The organism is Streptomyces auratus (assembly GCF_050433025.1).
In the GTDB taxonomy this organism is placed as follows: Bacteria; Actinomycetota; Actinomycetes; order Streptomycetales; family Streptomycetaceae; genus Streptomyces; species Streptomyces sioyaensis.
This window is the reverse complement of the sequence record NZ_JBNGCB010000001.1, coordinates 2607741-2625385: the sequence shown is the minus strand read 5'-3', so window position 1 is coordinate 2625385 and position 17645 is coordinate 2607741. Positions and strand designations below refer to the sequence as shown.

14 protein-coding genes are annotated in these 17645 nt (G+C 70.2%); 11 read left to right on the top strand and 3 right to left on the bottom strand.

The features are described 5' to 3' along the window. Positions 1-162 precede the first annotated feature (162 nt). Positions 163-825 carry a TetR family transcriptional regulator gene (locus tag BKA18_RS11295; protein ID WP_366043017.1) on the bottom strand — a complete coding sequence of 221 codons (663 nt, stop codon included), beginning with the start codon at positions 823-825 and terminating at the stop codon, positions 163-165. 115 nt (positions 826-940) lie between these two features. On the opposite strand from BKA18_RS11295, the gene BKA18_RS11290 reads away from it, so the two are divergent. Continuing rightward, positions 941-2542: an MFS transporter gene (locus BKA18_RS11290; protein WP_366043016.1), complete on the top strand. Its 1602-nt coding sequence runs from the start codon at positions 941-943 to the stop codon at positions 2540-2542. Positions 2543-3118: 576 nt separating this feature from the next. Further along, complete coding sequence (locus BKA18_RS11285) at positions 3119-3562, top strand: peptidase inhibitor family I36 protein (RefSeq protein ID WP_366043015.1); 444 nt, start codon at positions 3119-3121, stop codon at positions 3560-3562. A gap of 161 nt (positions 3563-3723) precedes the next feature. Here BKA18_RS11285 and aceE read toward each other — a convergent pair whose 3' ends face one another. After that, a complete protein-coding gene (aceE, locus tag BKA18_RS11280; protein WP_366043014.1) occupies positions 3724-6456 on the bottom strand; it encodes a pyruvate dehydrogenase (acetyl-transferring), homodimeric type in 2733 nt (910 codons plus the stop codon). 514 nt (positions 6457-6970) lie between these two features. Between aceE and BKA18_RS11275 the strand changes: the two genes are divergently transcribed. The 6 genes from BKA18_RS11275 (at position 6971) to BKA18_RS11250 (ending at position 11545) form a co-directional block, all read left to right on the top strand. Further along, complete coding sequence (locus BKA18_RS11275) at positions 6971-7402, top strand: DUF3052 domain-containing protein (RefSeq protein ID WP_006605843.1); 432 nt, start codon at positions 6971-6973, stop codon at positions 7400-7402. A gap of 149 nt (positions 7403-7551) precedes the next feature. Then, a complete protein-coding gene (locus BKA18_RS11270; RefSeq protein WP_006605844.1) occupies positions 7552-8010 on the top strand; it encodes a peroxiredoxin in 459 nt (152 codons plus the stop codon). A 170-nt stretch (positions 8011-8180) separates the two neighbouring features. Next, positions 8181-8756 carry a TerD family protein gene (locus BKA18_RS11265; protein ID WP_006605845.1) on the top strand — a complete coding sequence of 192 codons (576 nt, stop codon included), beginning with the start codon at positions 8181-8183 and terminating at the stop codon, positions 8754-8756. Between the two features lie 192 nt (positions 8757-8948). After that, positions 8949-9524 carry a TerD family protein gene (locus BKA18_RS11260; protein ID WP_006605846.1) on the top strand — a complete coding sequence of 192 codons (576 nt, stop codon included), beginning with the start codon at positions 8949-8951 and terminating at the stop codon, positions 9522-9524. 51 nt (positions 9525-9575) lie between these two features. Further along, complete coding sequence (locus BKA18_RS11255; protein WP_366043013.1) at positions 9576-10703, top strand: DUF475 domain-containing protein; 1128 nt, start codon at positions 9576-9578, stop codon at positions 10701-10703. A 98-nt stretch (positions 10704-10801) separates the two neighbouring features. Beyond that, positions 10802-11545, top strand: coding sequence for a TerD family protein (locus BKA18_RS11250; RefSeq protein WP_040900801.1), 744 nt, complete (start codon positions 10802-10804; stop codon positions 11543-11545). A gap of 75 nt (positions 11546-11620) precedes the next feature. Here the strand turns inward: BKA18_RS11250 and BKA18_RS11245 are convergent, their stop codons facing one another. Then, positions 11621-12754: a TerD family protein gene (locus tag BKA18_RS11245; RefSeq protein WP_366043012.1), complete on the bottom strand. Its 1134-nt coding sequence runs from the start codon at positions 12752-12754 to the stop codon at positions 11621-11623. 218 nt (positions 12755-12972) lie between these two features. Between BKA18_RS11245 and BKA18_RS11240 the strand changes: the two genes are divergently transcribed. From BKA18_RS11240 to BKA18_RS11230, 3 genes are read left to right on the top strand one after another with little or no spacing between them, the layout of a single operon-like run. Beyond that, positions 12973-14145 (top strand): HpcH/HpaI aldolase/citrate lyase family protein, encoded by a 1173-nt coding sequence (locus BKA18_RS11240; protein WP_366043011.1) that lies wholly within the window; start codon positions 12973-12975, stop codon positions 14143-14145. Next, complete coding sequence (locus BKA18_RS11235) at positions 14142-16712, top strand: phosphoribosyltransferase (protein ID WP_366043010.1); 2571 nt, start codon at positions 14142-14144, stop codon at positions 16710-16712. The genes BKA18_RS11240 and BKA18_RS11235 overlap by 4 nt, the downstream gene beginning before the upstream one ends. Beyond that, positions 16712-17605 carry an HAD family hydrolase gene (locus tag BKA18_RS11230; RefSeq protein WP_366043009.1) on the top strand — a complete coding sequence of 298 codons (894 nt, stop codon included), beginning with the start codon at positions 16712-16714 and terminating at the stop codon, positions 17603-17605. Before BKA18_RS11235 ends, BKA18_RS11230 begins: the two co-directional genes overlap by 1 nt. The last annotated feature ends 40 nt before the right edge of the window (positions 17606-17645 follow it).

Below are 17645 nucleotides of genomic sequence, written 5' to 3'. Positions count from 1 at the left end.
AGAGGGTATTTCGACCAAATCGGACACGAGTGGTCTGTTTCCGGCGCTCAGGCGTGCAGAGGTGGTCTCAGGGAGCCACGGGGGTCGAACGCGCAGCGGCGGACGGCGATTACGGGGAGTGTGGGCTGTCGTGCAGGACCGCTCCCGCCGCCGGCGGTGTGATCACCGCGTTCGCGTCCGCCAGTCGTCCTCGATCGCCGGCCCGATGTGGTCCAGGTAGGACATGGTCAGCTCGCGGATCGACGACACGGTGTGGTCCTCGCCCTCGCTCCAGACCTGGCCCGCGGCCCGCATCACCCCGCTGAACGCGGCCACCAGCACCCGCGGCCGCGGGTCGGCGTCCACATCGAGCCCCTCGCGCCGGGCGATCAGCCGCGCCAGCTGCGCCTCCAGCTCGATCGAGCGCCGCAGATGGACCGCGACCAGCGCGGGCGTCGACTCGATCATCCGGTACGTGCGCATGTACAGCTCCACCGGGATCACCGACGCGATGGCGCTGCCGATGTCGTCCCAGGCCACCGTCACGGCGCTGCGCAGGGCGGCCAGCGGGGCCTCCGTCGCGGGCCGGGCGCTCAACTCGTCGAGGAAGCGGGCCTCGACCATCTCCTGGACCGCGAAGGTGACGTCCTCCTTGTTCGCGAAGTAGCGGAAGAACGTCCGCTGGGAGACGTCCACCGCCTCCGCGATCTCGTCGACGGTCGTCGCCTCGTACCCCTGCTTCGTGAACAGTTCGAGCGCCGCCCGGATCAGAGCGTCGTGGGTGCGCTGTTTCTTACGTTCCCGCAGGCCGCCTGCGGGTGCCGAGTGCGGCGTCGGGGTGGCCATCCTGCGCCGCCTTTCCCTGGTGTTCTCGCTGCTCAGATTACCTGTGAGCGACGTGACAGTCACCGACTCATGAATTGCTTTGTCAACTGTCAGTGGCTGTCATTAGCCTCGTCGTATGAGCTCTCAGACCCCGGTTGCCCACGCCGCGCCGGAACTTTCCGTACCGGAGCCCCCCAGGGGGCTGCGAGGCCATCCGTGGCTGACCCTCTTCTCCGTCGCCATCGGCGTCATGATGGTCGCCCTGGACGGCACGATCGTCGCCATCGCCAACCCGGCCATCAAGCAGGACCTCGGCGCCTCGCTCGCCGATGTGCAGTGGATCACCAACGGCTACATGCTCGCCCTGGCCGTCGCGCTGATCACGGCAGGCAAGCTCGGTGACCGCTTCGGCCACCGCCAGACCTTCCTCATCGGCATCCTCGGCTTCGCCGCCGCCTCCGGCGCCATCGGGTTCTCCCACGAGGTCGCGCTGGTCATCATCTTCCGTGTGCTGCAAGGCCTGTTCGGCGCATTGCTGATGCCCGCCGCGCTGGGCCTGCTGCGCGCCACGTTCCCGGCCGAGAAGCTCAATATGGCGATCGGCATATGGGGCATGGTCATCGGCGCCTCCACCGCCGGCGGCCCGATAGTCGGCGGACTGCTGGTCGAGCACGTCAGCTGGCAGTCCGTGTTCTTCATCAACGTCCCGGTCGGCGTGCTGGCCCTGGTGCTCGGCCTGGCGATCCTCAAGGACCACCGCGCGGAGAACGCCCCCCGCTCGTTCGACGTCCCGGGCATCGTGCTGCTCTCCGGGGCGATGTTCTGCCTGATCTGGCCGCTGATCAAGGCGTCGGAATGGGGCTGGGGCGACGCCAGGACCTTGGGCTTCCTGATCGGCGCCGTGGTCCTCTTCGCCCTGTTCGCCGTCTTGGAGTCCAAGGTCCGCGAACCGCTCATCCCGCTGCGGATGTTCCGCTCGGTGCCGTTGACCGCCGGCACGATCCTGATGGTGCTGATGGCCTTCGCCTTCATGGGCGGCCTGTTCTTCGTGACGTTCTACCTGCAGAACGTGCACGGCATGACCCCCGTGGACAGCGGACTGCACCTGCTGCCGCTCACCGGCATGATGATCGTCGGCTCACCGCTCGCCGGCGCCCTGATCACCAAGTTCGGCCCGCGGATCCCGCTGGTCAGCGGCATGGTCCTCACCGCCGTCGCCACGTACGGCATGTCCGGCCTGGACACCGGCAGCGGCACCGGCCCGATGTCCGTCTGGTTCGCGCTGCTCGGCCTGGGCCTCGCGCCCGTCATGGTCGGCGCCACCGAGGTCATCGTCGGCAACGCCCCGCTGGAGCTCTCGGGTGTCGCCGGCGGTGTCCAGCAGGCCGCGATGCAGGTCGGCGGCAGCCTCGGTACGGCCGTGCTCGGCGCGGTGATGGCCTCCCGCGTCGATGAGAAGCTCCCCGGCAAGTGGGCGACGGCGGGCCTTCCGCCGGTCCCGCCCGCCAAGGCGTCCCAGCTGTCCGACGCGGTGTCGGCCGGCATCGCGCCGGTCCCCAAGGGCACCCCGCCCCAGCTGGCCGAGAAGATCACCTCCGTCGCCCACGAGACCTTTGTGTCCGGCATGGGCCTGGCCTTCACGGTCGCCTGCGGCGTGGCGGTCGTCGCGGCCGTCGTCGCCGTCTTCACCAAGCGCGGCGCGAACGCCGAGGCGGGGGCCGGCGTCGGCCACATCTGACCGGCGGCCGGCAGCTGTGCGGCCCGGCCCTGCGGCGCAGCCGTACGATCCCGGCGCCACCGCGACCCCGCACAACCCCCCACCGGCGCGCGGCCGGTCCGAGGAATCCTCGGACCGGCCGCGCGCCGTCGTGTGCTGTCCCGGCGTGGCAGCCTGAGCCGGGCGTCAGCAGGCCGCGTCAACCCGCCGCCCGGCGCCGCCGTCCGCCCCACCCTCCGTACGCCCCGCGGCAGTTGGCCCCGCCCGGAGCGGTGAATCCCTCATCCGGATGAGCCGTCACGGGAACCCTCGCCCCGCCTGCGGCCCTCCGGGGCCCCGCGCCCGCGCGAGCCCTCGGCACGCCCTGGGAAGAACGGTTCCTGCCCTCCGCTGCCGCCGCCCCGCCCCGCGTCAACACCGTGCACCGGCGCCCCGCTCCGGGCCGTTCCGCTCCTCCACATACCTGATCCGGGTGGGACCGCCGCCACGGCCTTGGCAGCCGCGCCGCACCCTCGCGAAGCTCGAAGCCGAAGAACCCGCCGCGGGCAGCCGGCCCGCCGCGGGACGCCATCGCCGTACTCCACGGGGGAGATTCCCATGCGACTGCGTCTGCGTACGCCCCACACCACCGCGCTCCTGACCGGCCTCACCGCACTGGCCGCCGCGCTCGCCGTACCGCCCGCCACCGGCACCCCGACCGCGCAAGCGGCCACCGGCACCCCCGCCGCGCAGGCGACCACCGGGGTCCGGGGCGCCGCCTCGGGGGACTGCGCCACCGGCCAACTCTGCCTCTGGCCGGCGGCCGGCTTCGGCGGCGAGCGGCGGACCTACGAGTTGTCCGACACCGACATCGAGAGCTGCATCCCACTGCCCAAGGGCGGCACCGCCGCGGCACTCGCCAACCGCACCGGCCGGCCGGTCACCACCTACCAGAGCGCGGAGTGCGCCGAGACCGCCGAGTTCGACACCTATCCGGGTGGCGGCACCTGGGTGCCCCGATCCCCCTACCAGGTAAGGGCGTTCAAGGTATGGGAGCGCTGAGCCGGCCGTCCGCGGCCCCCCTGCGCACCCTCGCCTCCCACCTGTTCCACATCTTCTACCTCTTCCACCTCTTCCACCGCACAGCACCGCGCCCCTCGACCGGCGAAGGACGCGGGTCGAGGGGCGCGGCAGGGAAGCTGCGGCGGGCGGCCGCGGAGAGGTCAGGCGTCGCCGCCGGCCTCACCCGCGTCGGCGGCCGAGACGTCCAGGAGCTGGTAGCGGTCGATCGCCTGCTTCAGCAGCGACCGGTCGACCTTGCCCTCCTTGGCGAGCTCGGTGAGCACACCGAGGACGATGGACTGCGCGTCGATGTGGAAGAAGCGACGGGCCGCGCCACGCGTGTCCGCGAAGCCGAAGCCGTCGGCGCCCAGCGACTGGTACGTGCCGGGAACCCAGCGCGCGATCTGGTCGGGAACCGCCCGCATCCAGTCCGAGACCGCGAGCGCGGGGCCCTCGGCGCCCTGGAGCTTCTGCGTCACGTACGGGACGCGCTGCTCCTCCTCCGGGTGCAGAAGGTTGTGCTCCTCGATCTCCACCGCATCGCGGCGCAGCTCGTTCCAGGACGTCGCCGACCAGACATCGGCCTTGACGTTCCACTCGTCCGCGAGGATCTGCTGGGCCTCGATCGCCCACGGCACCGCGACACCCGAGGCGAGGATCTGGGCGGCGTGCTCGCCCTTCTCGCCGGGCTTGATGCGGTGCAGGCCCTTGAGGATGCCCTCGACATCGACGTCGGCCGGCTCCGCCGGGTGCTGGATCGGCTCGTTGTAGACGGTCAGGTAGTAGAAGATGTCCTCGGAGTTCTCGCCGTACATCCTCCGCAGACCGTCCTTGACGATGTGCGCGATCTCGTAGCCGTAGGCCGGGTCGTAGGCGACACAGGCCGGGTTCGTCGAGGCCAGCAGCTGGGAGTGGCCGTCGGCGTGCTGCAGACCCTCGCCGGTCAGCGTCGTACGGCCGGCGGTGGCGCCGAGCACGAAGCCGCGCGCGAGCTGGTCGGCCATCTGCCAGAACTGGTCACCGGTGCGCTGGAACCCGAACATCGAGTAGAAGACGTAGACCGGGATCAGCGGCTCGCCGTGCGTGGCGTAGGCGGAGCCGGCCGCGATCAGCGAGGCCGTGCAGCCCGCCTCGGTGATGCCGTCGTGCAGCATCTGGCCGGTCGGCGACTCCTTGTACGCAAGGAGGAGTTCGCGGTCGACCGACTCGTACTGCTGGCCCAGCGGGTTGTAGATCTTGGCCGACGGGAAGAACGCGTCCATACCGAAGGTGCGGTACTCGTCGGGCGCGATCGGCACGAAGCGCTTGCCGATCTCCTTGTCCCGCATCAGGTCCTTCAGGACCCGCACGAACGCCATCGTCGTGGCGATCTTCTGCTGGCCCGAGCCCTTCTTGGCAGGCGCGTAGGCCTTGTCGTCCGGCAGCGCCAGCGGCTTGGCGCGCACGAGCCGGGTGGGCACATATCCGCCCAGACTCTTGCGGCGGTCGTGCATGTACTGGATCTCTTCGGAGTTCCGGCCCGGGTGGTAGTACGGCGGCAGGCCGTCCTCCAGGTCCTTGTCCGGGATCGGCAGGTGCAGCCGGTCACGGAAGCCCTTGAGGTCCGCGACCGTCAGCTTCTTCATCTGGTGGGTCGCATTGCGGCCCTCGAAGTTCGGGCCGAGCGTCCAGCCCTTGACGGTCTGCGCGAGGATCACCGTCGGCTGGCCCTTGTGGGCCTTGGCCGCCGCATACGCCGCGTAGATCTTCTTGTGGTCGTGACCGCCGCGGCCCAGGTGCAGGATCTGGTCGTCGGTCATGTTCTCGACCATGGCGCGCAGCCGCTGGTCGTCGCCGAAGAAGTGCTGACGGATGTAGGCGCCGGTCTCGGTGGCGTACGTCTGGAACTGACCGTCGGGCGTGCTGTTGAGCTTGTTGACCAGGATGCCGTCGCGGTCCTGCGCGAGCAGCGGGTCCCAGCTGCGGTCCCACACCAGCTTGATGACGTTCCAGCCGGCGCCGCGGAACTGCGACTCCAGTTCCTGCATGATCTTGCCGTTGCCGCGGACCGGGCCGTCGAGGCGCTGGAGGTTGCAGTTGACGACGAAGGTGAGGTTGTCCAGGCCCTCGCGGGCGGCGATGGACAGCTGGCCGAGCGACTCGGGCTCGTCCATCTCGCCGTCGCCGAGGTAGGCCCATACGTGCGACTTGGAGGTGTCGGCGATGCCGCGGGCCTCCATGTAGCGGTTCATCCGCGCCTGGTAGATCGCGCCGAGCGGGCCGAGGCCCATCGAGACGGTCGGGAACTCCCAGAAGTCCGGCATCAGCCGCGGGTGCGGGTAGCTGGACAGACCATTGGGGGCCTTGGACTTCTCCTGCCGGAAGGCGTCGAGCTGGCCCTCGGACAGCCGGTCCAGGAGGTACGCGCGGGCGTAGACACCGGGCGAGGCATGGCCCTGGAAGAAGATCTGGTCGCCGCCGTCGCCCTCGTCCTTGCCCCGGAAGAAGTGGTTGAAGCCCACGTCGTAGAGGGAGGCGGAGGAGGCGAAGGTGGCGATGTGGCCGCCGACGCCGATACCCGGCCGCTGGGCACGCGAGACCATGACGGCGGCGTTCCACCGGGTCGCGTTCAGGACCTTGCGCTCGATCTCCTCGTTGCCGGGGAAGAACGGCTCGTCCTTGGTCGCGATGGTGTTCACGTAGTCCGTGCTGCGCATCTCGGGCACGGCCACACGCTTCTCGCGGGCGCGCTCGATCAGGCGGAGCATGAGGTAGCGGGCACGTTCCCGGCCGCGCTCGTCGACGGCTGCGTCGAGCGAGTCGAGCCATTCCTGGGTCTCTTCGGGATCGAAGTCCGGGACCTGGCTGGGAAGGCCGCCAATGATGATCGGGTTTCGATCGGATCCGGAAGCCACGCTGTTCCTTCGTGTTCGGTTCGTGTCGTGCTCTGCAGGCTATGGATGCTGTGCACGGACGAATGCTGTCTCTGCCTTGGTGTCGCGCCGTCTCCATCGTGTACCGAGCCACAGGGATACGTCACCTCTACCGATGGGTAACCCATCCGTAGAGAGATGGCGCTGAAAAGGCCGATTTCTCGGGTCGGCCAAATCGCAACCATACGCTCATGTCGAAAGTGGTTCGCGTACGGACGTCCGGGCCCCGAAAAGAGATCCGGAACGGGCCGGTGACCCCCGAAGGGACCAGTCTCGCGCGAGTACCCGACAAACCCGGCAGAATGCTGTGGTGTGAATCACTTCGGCTTGTCCCGCCAGGGTCGTGGTTGCGGCGAGACGCCGCCAAACGTCACCGTTTCGGCGGTCTGGATCGCCGGGTACTTGCGCGATCCGCCCGGCCCGTGTGGACTACGCCCAATGCTCCGCGCACGCGCGGGGTCCCCGAGCATTTCCGAAACATGACAGGAGGCAATCCGTGAGCGCGACCGCGGACCACGCGGAGGAGCGGACCAACCCTGCCGCCAGGCTGGGGTTCGAGCCCGGACAGGTGGTCCAGGAGATCGGCTACGACGACGACGTCGATCAGGATCTCCGCGAAGGCATTGAGACCGTGATCGGCCAGGATCTCGTCGACGAGGACTACGACGACGTCTGCGACGTCGTCGTGCTGTGGTTCCGCGACGAGGACGGTGACCTCACGGACGCGCTGGTGGACGCCATCGGCCTGATCGACGAGGGCGGGCAGATCTGGCTGCTGACCCCGAAGACCGGCCGTGAGGGCTACGTCGAGCCGAGCGACATCAATGAGGCCGCGCAGACCGCGGGTCTGTCCCAGACCAAGAGCATCAACGCGGCCAAGGACTGGACCGGCAGCCGCCTGGTCACACCCAAGTCCGGCAAGCGCTGAGCCGCACCGACTCGACGTTCGTCACCGAGCCCCCTCCGCGCATGTTCCGGAGGGGGCTCGGCCCTGTTCAGGACGCGTTCCCCCCTCGTGCACCCCGGCGCGTAGGGTTGGTCGCGTTCTGTTGGCAGTGAGCGGAAGGGAAGCACCCCATGGCGATCGAGGTCGGCACGAAGGCTCCGGACATCGAGCTGAAGAACCAGCACGGTGAGCTGGTCAGGCTCTCCGACTTCCGCGGCGAGAAGTCCGTCGTCCTCCTCTTCTACCCCTTCGCCTTCACCGGTGTGTGCACCGGTGAGCTGTGCGCGCTCCGTGACGAGCTGCCGAAGTTCGTCAACGACGACGTCCAGCTGCTGGCCGTCTCCAACGACTCCCCGTTCTCGCTGCGCGTCTTCGCGGAGCAGGAGGGGCTGGAGTACCCGCTGCTGTCGGACTTCTGGCCGCACGGCGAGGCCTCGCGGGCGTACGGCGTCTTCGACGAGGAGAAGGGCTGCGCGGTGCGCGGCACGTTCATCATCGACAAGGAGGGCGTGGTGCGCTGGACGGTCGTCAACGGCCTGCCCGACGCCCGCGACCTCAACGACTACCTCAAGGCGCTCGGCAGCCTCTGAGCCGCGCTCTCCCACGCCGCCGGTGTGCCCACCGGGCCGACATCCGCACGGATCCAGGTGCGATATCTGCAATCGGTGGGAACCGGTCACTAGGATCAATTCGTTGATCCGATGCCATGCACGATGGGGGCGCAAATCTTTACGTACCCCTCGAATCTTTGGGAGGACTCGTGGGAGTCAGCCTCAGCAAGGGCGGCAACGTCTCGCTGACGAAGGAAGCCCCCAATCTGACCGCCGTCGTCGTCGGTCTGGGCTGGGATGCGCGTACCACCACCGGTACGGACTTCGACCTGGACGCCAGCGCCCTGCTGACGAACGACCAGGGCAAGGTGGCCAACGACCAGAACTTCGTGTTCTTCAACAACCTGAAGAGCCCGGACGGTTCGGTCGAGCACACCGGCGACAACATCACCGGTGAGGGTGAGGGCGACGACGAGCAGATCAAGGTGAATCTGGCCGCCGTGCCGGCCGATGTCGACAAGATCGTCTTCCCGGTGTCGATCTACGACGCCGAGACCCGTCAGCAGAGCTTCGGCCAGGTCCGCAACGCCTTCATCCGGGTGGTCAACCAGGCCGACAACAACGAGCTGGCGCGCTACGACCTGAGCGAGGACGCCTCGACCGAGACCGCCATGGTCTTCGGCGAGCTGTACCGCAACGGCGCGGAGTGGAAGTTCCGGGCCATCGGGCAGGGGTATGCCTCGGGTCTGCGCGGCATCGCGCAGGACTTCGGCGTCAACGTCTGATCGGCAGCGGCTGCGATCTGATCGTCGACGACCGGCCGGGCAGTGCTCGCGCAGTGGCTGCCCGGTCCAGGAATGACCGCGTCCGGCGCCGTACGCCCCGAACCGGGGGAGTGCGGCGCCGGACGCGCTTGAAGGGAAGGGATGGGGCCGTGCCCGGCACGGCCCGCACCGACATCGGGGAGGAAGCGCACGATGAGCGTCACGCTTGCCAAGGGGGGCAATGTCTCTCTGTCCAAGGCCGCTCCGGATCTCACGCAGATCATGGTCGGCCTCGGCTGGGACGCGCGGTCCACGACCGGAGCGCCCTTCGATCTCGACGCCAGCGCACTGCTGTGCCAGTCGGGACGGGTGCTGGGGGACGAGTACTTCGTCTTCTACAACAACCTCACGAGCCCTGAGGGCTCCGTCGAACACACCGGGGACAACCTCACCGGCGAGGGGGAGGGTGACGACGAGTCGATTCTGGTCGATCTCTCGCAGGTGCCCGAGCCGGTCGACAAGATCGTCTTTCCGGTCTCGATCCATGAGGCCGAGGTGCGCGGCCAGAGCTTCGGCCAGGTCAGCAACGCTTTCATTCGCATCATCAATCAGACCGACGGCAGCGAACTCGCCCGCTACGACCTCAGTGAGGACGCCTCCGGGGAAACGGCGATGATCTTCGGCGAGGTGTATCGCTACAACGGCGAATGGAAGTTCCGAGCCGTCGGACAGGGGTACGCGTCGGGTCTGCGGGGCATCGCTCTAGACTTCGGGGTCAACGTTTCGTAAAGCGCCGCGCGCTGCGCGCGGGGGACCCACACAGCGAAGGATTGGGTAGCAGTGCTCCTGAAAACCTTTGGCTGGTCGTTCGCCATCACGGTGCTCGGCCTCGCCTTGGCCGGCGTGCTCTGGGGGTGGCAGGGGCTGGCGATTGTCGGGATCCTGTCCGTCCTGGAGATCTCGCTCTCGTTCGACAATGCCGTTATCAATGCGGGCATTCTGCGCAAGATGAACGCATTCTGGCAGAAGATCTTCCTCACCGTCGGCATTCTCGTTGCGGTGTTCGGCATGCGGCTGGTGTTCCCGGTCGTGGTTGTCGCGATCACCGCGAAGCTGGGGCCGATCGAGGCGGTCAGCCTGGCCCTCAATGACAAGGCGCGTTACCAGGAGCTGGTCACCAGTGCCCACCCGGCGATCGCGGCCTTCGGCGGGATCTTCCTGTTGATGATCTTCCTCGACTTCATCTTCGAGGAGCGCGATTACAAATGGCTGTCCTGGATCGAAAAGCCCATGGCCAAGATGGGCAAGCTCGACATGCTGTCCGTCATCATCGCGCTGGTCGTCCTGCTGGTGACCTCGATGACGGTGGCCACCGCCGCGGCACACGGCGCCGGTGACAAGAGCGCCACGGTGCTGCTGGCCGGCGTCGCGGGCCTCCTGACGTATCTCGTCGTCGGCGGAATCTCCGGCTACTTCGAGGAGAAGCTGGAGGAGGAGGACGAAGAGGGCGACGAGCCCGCGGCGGCTCCCGCCAAGAAGGGCACCGGCGCGGCCGTGGGCCTGGCCGGCAAGGCCGCGTTCTTCATGTTCCTCTACCTCGAGGTCATCGACGCGTCCTTCTCCTTCGACGGCGTCATCGGCGCCTTCGCCATCACCAACGACATCTTCATGATGGCGCTGGGCCTGGGCATCGGCGCGATGTACATCCGCTCGCTGACCGTCTTCCTGGTCCGCAAGGGGACCCTGGACGACTACGTCTATCTGGAGCACGGCGCGCACTACGCGATCGGCGCGCTGGCCGTCATCCTGCTCCTCACGATCGAGTACGAGATCCACGAGGTCATCACCGGCCTGGTGGGCATCGCGCTGATCGCCCTCTCCTTCGGCTCGTCCGTGGCGCGGAACCGGCGCGAGGGAAAGCCGGGGAAGAGCTCGGGAGAGACGACGGAAGTCGCCTCCGGAGTGTGACACGGCGCTGATTGCGGGAACGCTCTCTGCGGGGCGGCCCTGGGGTGCAGACCTCGGGCCGCCCCGTGCGTATTGGGGCCGAGAATGGGGTGGGCAACGTGTCGTTCCTGGGGAATCTGTGGCGCGGTGGCGCTGCGAAATTCGACTTCGACAGCGGCGGCGCGTCGTACGTGGTCGAGCTGACGAAGCGGAATCCGGTCGTCTCACTGACCAAGCAGGGGGCGGCCAGCGGGCATCTGCGGGTCAATCTGCACTGGCAGATGCGGACGTCCGACCTTCATGAACGGACCGGGCGCACCACGGGCGGACTGCTGCGGCATCCGGGCAAGCTGTTCAAGCCCGAGATCGTGCAGGCGCAGGGCCCGGCCGTGGTCAATGTCGACCTGGACCTGGCCGGTCTGTACGAACTCACGGACGGCACCAAGGGTGTGGTGCAGCCGCTGGGCGACTTCCTCGGCGACCTCAACGGCCCGCCCTTCGTGAAGCTCAGCGGCGACGACCGCTTCGGTTCGGGGTCCGGCGAGACGCTCTACATCAACCTGGACCACCGCGATGAGATCAAGCGGCTGCTGATCTTCGTCTACATCTACGACGGCACGCCGGCGTTCGACCGTACGCATGCGGTCGTGACGCTCTACCCGAGCAGCGGACCGCGGGTGGAGGTCAAGCTGGACGAGCGGGCGCCACAGGCCCGCTCCTGCGCCGTCTTCATGCTGGAGAACGTCAAGGGCGAGCTGGTGGTGCGCCGCGAGGTGAAGTACGTCTACGGCTTCCAGGCGGAGCTCGACCGGCTGTACGGCTGGGGTCTGCAGTGGGGGCGGGGCTACAAGTCGAAGGTGTGAGCCGCCGGGGTGGTGCGCGGTCCGGCGGGCTCACCCCCGGGGCAGCCGGTCCCGCCCCGGGCCGTCGGACCGTCCCTAACGCCGCTGGAACTGCGGGCCCTGGGGCGGCAGCACGAAGGACGGGTCCGGCACGAAGGGCTGCTGCGGCGCCTGATAGCCGTATGTTCCGGCCGGCGGCGGCCCCGGGTAGCCGTAGGCGGACGACGGCTGGGGCTGGTACTGGGGCGGCGGTCCCGGGTAGCCGTATGCGGGCTGGGCCGGGGGCTGCGTCGGCGGGGGCGGCACGTTCTGCGGGTAGCCGTAGCCGCCGCCCGTGGGCACGGGAGCGGCCGGCGGTGCGCCGGCCGGCGGCAGCGGTGCGGACGAGAACGGCTCCGGCATCCCCTCCGGCACATGCTGGGTGACCGCATCGGGGTCCGACGCCGCAGCGGTCTGCGGATCGGCCGCGGACGGCGGGCCGGAGGCCTCCTCGGGCCAGGTGCTGGGCGGCGGGGTCGCGGGGGAGCCGGTGGCACCCGCCGCCGGGCCGGGCGCGGACGGGCCGGGGCCCGATGGGCCGGGCCCGCTGCGGGGCGACGGGCCGTCGGCAGCCGTGGGCTCCGTGCCGGGCTTCTCCGCCTTCGGTGCCGTCGCCTCCTGCGCCTCCGTGGACGCCGTGGCCGGTTCGTTCTCGTCCACCGAGATCCCGAACTCGGTCGCCAGGCCGACCAGACCGCTGGCGTACCCCTGCCCCAGGGCGCGGAACTTCCAGGCATCGGCGCGGCGGTACAACTCCCCGCAGATCAGGGCCGTCTCGTCGCCCGTCTCGGGCACCACGTCGAAGACCGCGATCGGCTCGCCGTCGCTCGCCGCCGCGTCGTAGAGCAGGACCCGCAGATCCGTCACGCCCGCGAACGGCCCGCCGTCCGAGGACGCGGCCAGGACGACCCGGTCCACCGAGGGGTCCAGCGCCGCCAGATCCGCCTCGATGGTGTCGGTCAGTGCCTCGTCGACCTGCGTCTTGGGCAGATGCCGCACCAGGCCGCTGGGGTGGCGGGGCTGGTTGTAGAACACGAAGTCCTCGTCGGAGCGCACGCGTCCCCCGGGTCCCACCAGCAGGGCCGAGGCATCGACATCGGGCGCACCGGCGCCGGGCGTCCAGCGCAGGACGGCCCGGACAGCCGTGGCATCGAGGGGTACGTTCGACCCTTTCAGCATCGCGTGCGTCATGCCGTAATCCTGCCTTCCCTCAGGTCGCAGGGACAACGCGGGGGCCCCGTGAGGCGCGGACGGGCCCGCGCGGCGGACACCCGGGAGCCTCGCGTGGGTTACGTGATTTTCACGCACGCGGGAACCAATCACACCCCCACACACGTACGATTACCGGCTGGATCCAGACAGCGAGCCGCCGCGGGGGGCCCGGATCCCGCAGGTATACGGGGAGTTATATGCAGCATTTTGGGCACCTTGCGCCCGACGTTCGGAAGGCGCTGTTCCACCAGGAGCCGGTGGAGTTCACCGCCGATTCCCCGGCCCGCACGCTCGCGGTCGCCCTGGGCGCCACGCTCTACAGCCCCGCCACCCGCCCGCAGCTCGCCGCCGACGTCCTCAAGCAGGCCGGGCGCGGCGTGCTGTCCATGGTGCTGTGCCTGGAGGACTCCATAGGGGACGGGGACGTCGAGGCCGGCGAGGAGAATCTCGTGCGCCAGCTCGCCCTGCTCGACGAGGCGGCCGCCGCGGGAGAGTCCCTTCCGCTGCTGTTCATCCGCGTCCGGGCCCCCGGCCAGATACCGGACCTGGTGCGGCGGATGGGACCCGCCGTGCACAGGCTGTCTGGTTTTGTACTTCCGAAATTCACCGAGGAAAGCGGCATCCCCTTCCTTGAGGCGCTGACCGCGGCCGAGTCCGCGAGCGACCGGCGGCTGTTCGCGATGCCGGTGCTGGAATCCCCGCAGCTGCTGCATCTGGAGAGCCGCGCCGAGACCCTGCACGGCATCGCCAGGTCCGTCGACAAATACCGGGACCGGGTGCTCGCCCTGCGCCTCGGCGTCACCGACTTCTGCTCGGCCTACGGACTGCGCCGGGCCCCCGACATGACGGCGTACGACGTCCGGATCGTCGCGTCCGTGATCTCCGACGTGGTCAATGTGCTGGGACGGGCGGACGGTACGGGCTTCACGGTCACCGGCCCGGTGTGGGAGTACTTCCGGTTGCAGGAGCGGATGTTCAAGCCGCAGCTGCGGCGCAGCCCGTTCCTCGGGCGGGCCGAGGAACTGCGGACGGCCCTGATCGAGCACGACATGGACGGTCTGCTGCGGGAGATCGAACTCGACCGCGCCAACGGCCTGCAGGGCAAGACCTGCATCCACCCCTCGCACGTCGCACCGGTGCACGCCCTCTCGGTCGTCAGCCATGAGGAGTTCAGCGACGCGGTCGACATCCTGCGGCCCGAACGGGGCGCCGGCGGAGTCCTGCGCTCCGCGTACACGAACAAGATGAACGAGGTGAAACCGCACCGGGCCTGGGCCGAGCGGACCCTGCTGCGCGCCGAGGCGTTCGGCGTCGCCGGGGAGGGCGTCGGGTTCGTGGAGCTGCTGACGGCGAGCGTGCCGGCGACATGACCGGCGGTGCACGACATGACGGTACGACGAAGGAGACACAGCGCGTGGTCTGGACGGGAGAATGGGTCGCCGGTCGGCTCGGGGTCTCGCTGAGCGGCGGGGACGAGCTGCCGGAACTGCTCGGGCTGGCGCTGCGGCGCAACCCCAAGCGGGCCCATCTGCTCGTGTCGAACGTGCTCGGCAAGCATGTGCCGCAGCGGCCGGACGTGGTCCACGGCGCCGGCCTCGGGCTGGGACGCCGGGTGCGGCAGCTGCTGGGCGAGGAGGCCGCCGCCCGCTCCGTCGTCCTGGGCTACGCCGAGACCGCCACCGGCCTGGGACATTCGGTGGCCGACGGCCTGGCGCTGGCGCCGTATCTGCACTCCACCCGCCGGCCGGTGGCGGGCGTGGCGCAGGTGGGCGGGTTCGAGGAGGAGCACAGCCACGCCACCTCGCATCTGCTGCTCCCGCAGGACCGCGAACTCCTGGCCGGGGACGGACCGCTGGTACTCGTCGACGACGAGTTCTCCACCGGCCGGACCGTGCTGAACACCATCCGGGCGCTGCATGCGCACTTCCCGCGCGAGCGGTACGTGGTCGTCGCCCTGGTCGACATGCGCTCCGACGAGGACCGCAGCCGTCTGGAGAAGTTCGCGGCCGAGTTGGGCGCCCGGGTCGATCTCGTGGCGCTGGCCGCGGGCGGCGTCCGCCTCCCCGAGGATGTGCTCTCCCGCGGCCAGGACCTCGTCGCCCGGCACGAGGCCCTCGCGGCGGGGACGCCGGCGCCCGGCCCGAACGGAGCGCCGCAGGACGGACCCCGGCCGGCGGACGCTTCGGCAGCGCCCGGCCCCGGTGGTGCGCACGCCGTACGGATCGACCTCGGCTGGCCCGCCGGTCTGCCGGACGGCGGGCGGCACGGCTTCACCCCCGCGCACCGCGAGCTGCTGGAGGACCGGCTGCCCGCCATGGCGGCCCGGCTCGCGCAGCAACTGGACGGCGCGCGCCGCATCCTCGTCCTGGGCAACGAGGAGTTGATGTACGCGCCGCTGCGGATCGCCGGGGCGCTGGACGCGCTGGTCACCGCGGAGCACGGCGACGCCGCCCCGGCACCCGCCGACGGCACCGGCGCGGGCGTCTTCTTCTCCACCACCACCCGCTCGCCGGTGCTCGCCGTGGACGACCCCGGGTACGCGATCCGCACCCGGCTGTCCTTCCCCGCCCACGACCGCCCGGCCGACGGGCCGGGGGAGCGCTACGCCTACAACGTCGCGCCCGGCTCCGCCCCGGAACGCCGCTTCGACGCCATCGTGGCCGTCGTGGACGCGCCCGGCGACCGCCCCGAACTGCACGCCGCCGGCGGTCTGCTGCACCGTCTCGCCGCGCACACCGACCGGCTGCTGCTCGCCGTTCTGCCCTCGTACACGCCGCCACCAGAGGCCGGATCGATGTCCCTCCCCGAGCCGCTGCGCGGCCCCGCCTTCTCCTCCTATGCGGCCGACGAGGTCGGCTGGCTGCTCCAGGACCTCTCCGGCGTCTGTCTGGAAGCGCCGACCGAGGAACGCGAGGAGGCGATCCAGCGCGGCGGCGCCCACTACGCGGAGTCGCTGCCCGTCGAATTCCAGCCGAGCCAGGAGTACCAGGCGCTTTTCCACGGCGCGCTCGAGACCTCGGCGAGCCGGATCGCGCGGGCCGTCGGCACCGTCACCGAGACCGTGCTCGCCGAACGCGGCCCACGCCCCGTGCTGGTCTCGCTGGCCCGGGCCGGCACCCCCGTCGGGGTGCTGATGCGCCGCTGGGCCCGGCACGTCCACGGGCTGGAGCTGCCGCACTACGCGGTCTCGATCGTCCGCGGCCGGGGCATCGACACCACGGCGCTGCGCTGGCTGGCCGCCCGGCACGATCCGGCGGACGTCGTCTTCGTGGACGGCTGGACCGGCAAGGGCGCCATCACCCGCGAACTCGCGCAGGCACTGGCGGACTTCCCGGGCTTCGACCCGCGGATGGTCGTGCTCGCCGACCCCGGCGGCTGCGTCGAGACCTACGGCACCCGCGACGACTTCCTCATCCCGTCCGCCTGCCTCAACTCCACCGTCTCCGGCCTCATATCGCGCACCGTCCTGCGCGCGGACCTGGTGGGCCCGGACGACTTCCACGGCGCGAAGTTCTACCGCGAACTGGCCGCGGCCGATCTGTCCGGGACGTTCCTGGACGCGGTCGCCGCGCGCTTCGACGAGGTTGCCGAGGAGGTCGCCGCCGAGGTGAAGGAGCTGGCCGCCGCGGACCGGACACCCACCTGGGAGGGCTGGGCGGCCGTCCAGCGGATCAGCGAGGAGTACGGCATCCACGACGTCAATCTGGTCAAACCCGGTGTCGGGGAGACCACCCGCGTCCTGCTGCGCCGGGTCCCCTGGAAGATCCTGGCCCGGCGGGGCGCAGGGGCCGATCTCGCGCATGTGCGCCTCCTGGCGGAACAGCGCGGCGTCCCCGTCGAAGAGGTCGACCAGCTGCCCTACACCTGCGTGGGGTTGATCCACCCCCGCTTCACCCGCGGGGCCACCGGGGCCGACGGCAAGGCGGTGGCCTCCTGATGAGCGGCCGGCCCCTCGCCCACCACCACCCTTCCCCGGAAGCGCTGCGCGCTGCCCCTCTTTTGGTCGCCAGCGACCTCGACCGCACCCTGATCTATTCGGCTGCCGCGCTGGACCTCGCCGTGCCGGACGCCGAGGCCCCCCGGCTGCTGTGCGTCGAGACGTACGAGCGCAAGCCGCTGTCCTACCTGACCGAGACGGCCGCCGCTCTGCTCGCCGAACTCGCCGCCCGCACCACCTTCGTGCCCACCACCACCCGCACCCGCGCCCAGTACGGCCGCATCCATCTCCCCGGACCGGCACCGGAGTTCGCCATCTGCGCCAATGGCGGGCAGCTGCTCGTACGGGGCGAGCCGGACCCGGACTGGCGGCGCGCCGTCGACGAGCGGATCGCCGCGCACTGCGCGCCGCTGGCCGAGATCCGCGCCCATCTCGTCCGCACCGCCGACCCGGCCTGGCTGCGCAAGGAGCGGGTCGCCGAGGACCTCTTCGCCTATCTCGTCGTGGAGCGGCCGTTGCTGCCGGACACCTGGGTGAAGGACCTCACCGGCTGGGCGGCGGAGCGCGGCTGGACGGTGTCCCTCCAGGGCCGCAAGATCTACGCCGTACCGCAGCCGCTGACCAAGAGCGCCGCCGTGGCGGAGGTGGCCCGCCGCACGGGCGCCACCGAGATCCTCGCGGCCGGTGACTCCCTGCTCGACGCCGATCTGCTGCTGGCCGCCGACCGCGGATGGCGGCCCGGACACGGCGAACTGGCGGCGGCCGGCTGGTCCGCCCCCCACGTCACGGCGCTGGACGAACGGGGCGTCGCCGCGGGCGAGGAGATCGTCCGCGCCTTCCTCCGCGGTGCCGCTTCCCCGGACCGTGCGGTGGGGGACGACGGCCTCGGCTAGTCTCGCCGGGGCGGTCGGCCGCACCGTCCGGTGGCCGGCC

Excerpts from the sequence above, each read along its gene's own strand:
- BKA18_RS11295 (WP_366043017.1), bottom strand. The coding sequence starts at position 825 with ATGGCCACCCCGACGCCGCACTCGGCACCCGCAGGCGGCCTGCGGGAA.
- BKA18_RS11290 (WP_366043016.1), top strand. The coding sequence starts at position 941 with ATGAGCTCTCAGACCCCGGTTGCCCACGCCGCGCCGGAACTTTCCGTA.
- BKA18_RS11285 (WP_366043015.1), top strand. The coding sequence starts at position 3,119 with ATGCGACTGCGTCTGCGTACGCCCCACACCACCGCGCTCCTGACCGGC.
- BKA18_RS11270 (WP_006605844.1), top strand. The coding sequence starts at position 7,552 with ATGGCGATCGAGGTCGGCACGAAGGCTCCGGACATCGAGCTGAAGAAC.
- BKA18_RS11260 (WP_006605846.1), top strand. The coding sequence starts at position 8,949 with ATGAGCGTCACGCTTGCCAAGGGGGGCAATGTCTCTCTGTCCAAGGCC.
- BKA18_RS11245 (WP_366043012.1), bottom strand. The coding sequence starts at position 12,754 with ATGACGCACGCGATGCTGAAAGGGTCGAACGTACCCCTCGATGCCACG.
- BKA18_RS11240 (WP_366043011.1), top strand. The coding sequence starts at position 12,973 with ATGCAGCATTTTGGGCACCTTGCGCCCGACGTTCGGAAGGCGCTGTTC.
- BKA18_RS11235 (WP_366043010.1), top strand. The coding sequence starts at position 14,142 with ATGACCGGCGGTGCACGACATGACGGTACGACGAAGGAGACACAGCGC.
- BKA18_RS11230 (WP_366043009.1), top strand. The coding sequence starts at position 16,712 with ATGAGCGGCCGGCCCCTCGCCCACCACCACCCTTCCCCGGAAGCGCTG.